The sequence below is a fragment of the Mesorhizobium sp. M7A.F.Ca.CA.004.06.1.1 genome (assembly GCF_003999135.1).
In the GTDB taxonomy this organism is placed as follows: domain Bacteria; phylum Pseudomonadota; class Alphaproteobacteria; order Rhizobiales; family Rhizobiaceae; genus Mesorhizobium.
In genome coordinates this window covers 1-3,238 of the sequence record NZ_RZPQ01000684.1, presented here as the reverse complement: position 1 = coordinate 3,238, position 3,238 = coordinate 1, and the positions used below count along the sequence as shown (strand labels likewise).

Annotated in this window: 4 protein-coding genes; 1 reads left to right on the top strand and 3 read right to left on the bottom strand. The window is 64.6% G+C overall.

Annotated elements, in window-relative coordinates; all coding sequences use genetic code 11:
- From EN906_RS28285 to EN906_RS28275, 3 genes are all read right to left on the bottom strand, one after another.
- Positions 1-1,251 (bottom strand): ATP-binding protein (locus EN906_RS28285; protein ID WP_127375531.1); only part of this gene is annotated, 1,251 nt, incomplete at its 3' end.
- On the bottom strand, positions 1,248-1,925 hold the full coding sequence (locus EN906_RS28280) for a winged helix-turn-helix domain-containing protein (RefSeq protein WP_127268444.1): 678 nt from the start codon (positions 1,923-1,925) through the stop codon (positions 1,248-1,250). The genes EN906_RS28280 and EN906_RS28285, both read right to left, overlap by 4 nt.
- A 171-nt stretch (positions 1,926-2,096) precedes the next feature.
- On the bottom strand, positions 2,097-2,894 hold the full coding sequence (locus tag EN906_RS28275) for a hypothetical protein (RefSeq protein ID WP_127268443.1): 798 nt from the start codon (positions 2,892-2,894) through the stop codon (positions 2,097-2,099).
- On the opposite strand from EN906_RS28275, the gene EN906_RS28270 reads away from it, so the two are divergent.
- A complete protein-coding gene (locus tag EN906_RS28270; RefSeq protein WP_127268442.1) occupies positions 2,893-3,150 on the top strand; it encodes a hypothetical protein in 258 nt (85 codons plus the stop codon). The two genes, EN906_RS28275 and EN906_RS28270, sit on opposite strands and share 2 nt — an antisense overlap.
- Positions 3,151-3,238: the final 88 nt, after the last annotated feature.

The window sequence follows — 3,238 nt, the reverse complement described above, 5'->3', positions numbered from 1 at the left end:
GCCCCATGTCGACCGGCTATGGTCCAGCCGATAAAGCCGCTGAAACACTTTTTCATGTTCGTCGGCGGGAATGCCGGGACCGTTGTCGGCGACGCCGGCAACGACGCGTTCGTCCTGGCGCCCCACCGACAGCTTTATCGTCGTGCCCGATGGACAATGGCGCAGCGCGTTCTCGACCAGATTGGCGAACATCTGCGTCAACAGCTCGCGATCGCCATGGATCCGGTCCGTCGTTTCCGGTGGTTGCGCCAACGACAGCGACTTTCCGTCGTCCTCGGCAACATCGGCATAGATCTCGGCGATGGTCTGCAGCACCTCGCCCAGATCGACATCGGTGAACCGCGCCCGGCGGGCGCCGGCTTCGATCTGCGCGATGCGCAGCAGCGCATCGAAGGTCTCGTTGATCTGCAGGCTTTCGGCATGCGCCTCGGCCAGTTCGCGGGCGACCTTTTGACCTGACAGGTTCTTTTCGGACGCGGTGTCGAGGATCATCTGCAGCCGGTTGAGCGGCGTCTTCAGGTCGTGGGCGATGTTGGCGCTGACCTGTTTCATGCCTTCGACCAGTGCCGACAGGCGGTCGAGCGCGGCATTGACCTGGCTGGAGACGATGTCGATGTCGTCGCCCTTGCCGGTCAGCGGAATGCGGGTGTCCAGCCGTCCATGCGAGACATCCACCATGGTGGCGGCAATGCCGTCGAGACGGCGCTGGACCCGCGAGGCCAGCAGGGCGCCGCCGGCGACCGCCAGCCCGGTGATGATCAGGGTTCCCCAGCCAAAGCTCATCAGCACGATCCTCTCCAGCTCCTCCGTCTCGGAAAGGCTGAAGGCGACGGTCAGGGTGTTGCCGCCGACGGGGCCGGAATAGGCGCGGTACTCGGCGCCGGGCGGCACGCCGGGCATTTCGGTGTCGAACATCGAGAAACCGTCGGGAAGCCCTGCCGCGGTGAAGTTGCCGGCCAGGCGATTGCCCGTCGCGTCGGTCAGCGAAAACAGCTGCTCCTTTTTGAGGCTGCGCAGGGAGTGGCTGCCGACGGTCTCAACCAGCTCCTTGAGATCGTTCTCGGCATAGGTCGCGGCGACGACCGCGTAGGTCTCCTTGATGGTGTCGTCGAGCCGCTCGGCAAGATCGGCGCTCATCATCTGGTAGACGATGGCGCCCGACAGGACGAAGGCCAGCACGAACAGGAAGGCGAAGGTCAGAGCCAGCCGGAACGGCGTGCTGCGCAGCAGGCGGGACCATGTTCCGGTCATGACGGCGCGTGCAGGCTGTAGCCGGTGTTGCGGACGGTGTGGATGAGCTGGGTTTCGAAGGGCTTGTCGACCTTGGCCCGCAGCCGGCTGATATGGGTCTCGACGACGCTGGTCCTGGGATCGAAATGAAAATCCCAGACGCGCTCCAGAAGCATGGTGCGGGTGATGACGCGGCCTTCGCCGCGCATCAGCACTTCCAGCAGGCTGAATTCCCGCGGCTGCAGGTCGATCGGCTGGCCCCGCCTCGTGACCCGCCGCATGATCAGGTCCATTTCGAGGTCGGCGACCCGCAGGACGGTTTTCTGCTCCTGCGCCGCCGGCCGCCGGCCAAGCGCGTTGATGCGGGCGAGAAGTTCGGAAAAGGCGAAGGGCTTGACCAGATAGTCGTCGCCGCCGGCCTCCAGCCCCTCGACGCGATCGTCGATGCCGCCGACGGAGGTGAGAAAGATCGTGGGCGTCCGTACGCCCGCGGCGCGCACCGCCTTGATCATCGACAGGCCGTCGAGGCCGGGGATCATCCGGTCGGCGACGATCACGTCGTAATTGCCCCGGGTCGCCGCGAACAGCGCGTCATGTCCGTTGCGAAGGAGGTCGCAGACATGGCCGGCCTCGGTCAGTCCCCTGACGATATAGTCGGCCGTCCTGTGGTCGTCCTCGACGAGAAGCAGTCGCATGAAAGGTCCGGTCCGTTGCCGAGATGGAGAGGCTATCACCGGCACGGGCTTGTTCCTAGGATGTCACGAAGGCGCAGGCATTCGGAGCGGCTTCTCCCAACTTCGTCATCGTCGGGTCCGCGCTGCGTCGCTACGCTCCTTGCTCCGCGCGCGGATGACGAGGCCAAGGCTTCAGTCCAGGTCCAGCAACAGTTCATCGGCCTCGTCGGTTGCCTCCTTCAGGGTCATGTGCAGGACAAGCGCAAAGATACAGCCAAGGAAGAGCAGGCTGGTGAAGATGGTGCCGAGACCCAGGCCGCCGTGCCTGGCCGATCGCGACAGCAGGTCGCCGAAGGAGGCGCCAAGCGGCCGTGTCAGGATATAGGCGAGCCAGAAGGCCAGGATGCCGTCGAGATGCAGCAGCCAGTAGGCGAGCGCTATCAGCGCGATGGCACCGCCGAACAGCAGCCCCGTCGTGAGGTAGCCCATGTCGAAGCTTTCGGCGACGAGGTCGCCGGCGGCGGTGCCGAGCGCGAAGGTCAAGAGGATCGCCAGCCAGTAGAAGATCTCGCGCCTGGTGGTGAAGATGGTGTGGATCGACAGCGTCCTTTCGCTGGCGTACCAGACCGCGAATGTCGCGGCGAGCGCGACCGAGAAGGCGATGGTTGCCGTCTGCAGGCGCACGCCGAAACTGTCGACGAGGCTGTCCGTCACCAGCGTGCCGACGATGCTGATCAGCACCACCGCCGGCCAATAAGCCCACGGCACATAGCATTTCCGCGTAAACTGCAGGACAAGGGCCGCGATCAGGATGCCGGTCATGATCAGCGAGGTGACGGTCAGCCCAAGCCCGATCGTGTCGGCAAGATAATCCGCCGCGGTCTCGCCCGTGGTGACCGCCATCAGCTTGACCAGCCAGAAGTCGAGGGTGACGTCGGGAACCCTGTTGTGGCTCGGTGCGGCGGGTTGTTGCCTGTTGGGCGCGAGCATGGCTGAAGTCCAGAGGTCGATGGTTGCGGCGGGGCGGTTGCGATCCGCCCCGCGCATCGTAAACAAACGAGTTCACACCGGCCTGTCCGGCGGCATACAAATTCGTAAGAATGGGCGCAAAAGGCATTGCCAATGTCTGGCGATGCGTTTGATGGAATGCGGCGCCTTGCATCCGCCATCGCTGTTCAACGGCGCGCTGATGGCGGCCGCGGTGCCGGGCCGCACGTTCGGCCCGACCCATCCTGCGCTCTGGTGATCGGTGGTTCTAGCTACCGAGCGGATGCGGCATGTAGCCGACGAAGCCTGATATCTTCCAGCTGCCGCCGACCTTGCTGCAGAAATAC

Bases quoted from the DNA above. Each gene is read 5' to 3' on its own strand.
- EN906_RS28280 (WP_127268444.1), bottom strand. From the start codon at position 1,925: ATGCGACTGCTTCTCGTCGAGGACGACCACAGGACGGCCGACTATATC.
- EN906_RS28270 (WP_127268442.1), top strand. From the start codon at position 2,893: ATGGCTGAAGTCCAGAGGTCGATGGTTGCGGCGGGGCGGTTGCGATCC.
- EN906_RS28275 (WP_127268443.1), bottom strand. From the start codon at position 2,894: ATGCTCGCGCCCAACAGGCAACAACCCGCCGCACCGAGCCACAACAGG.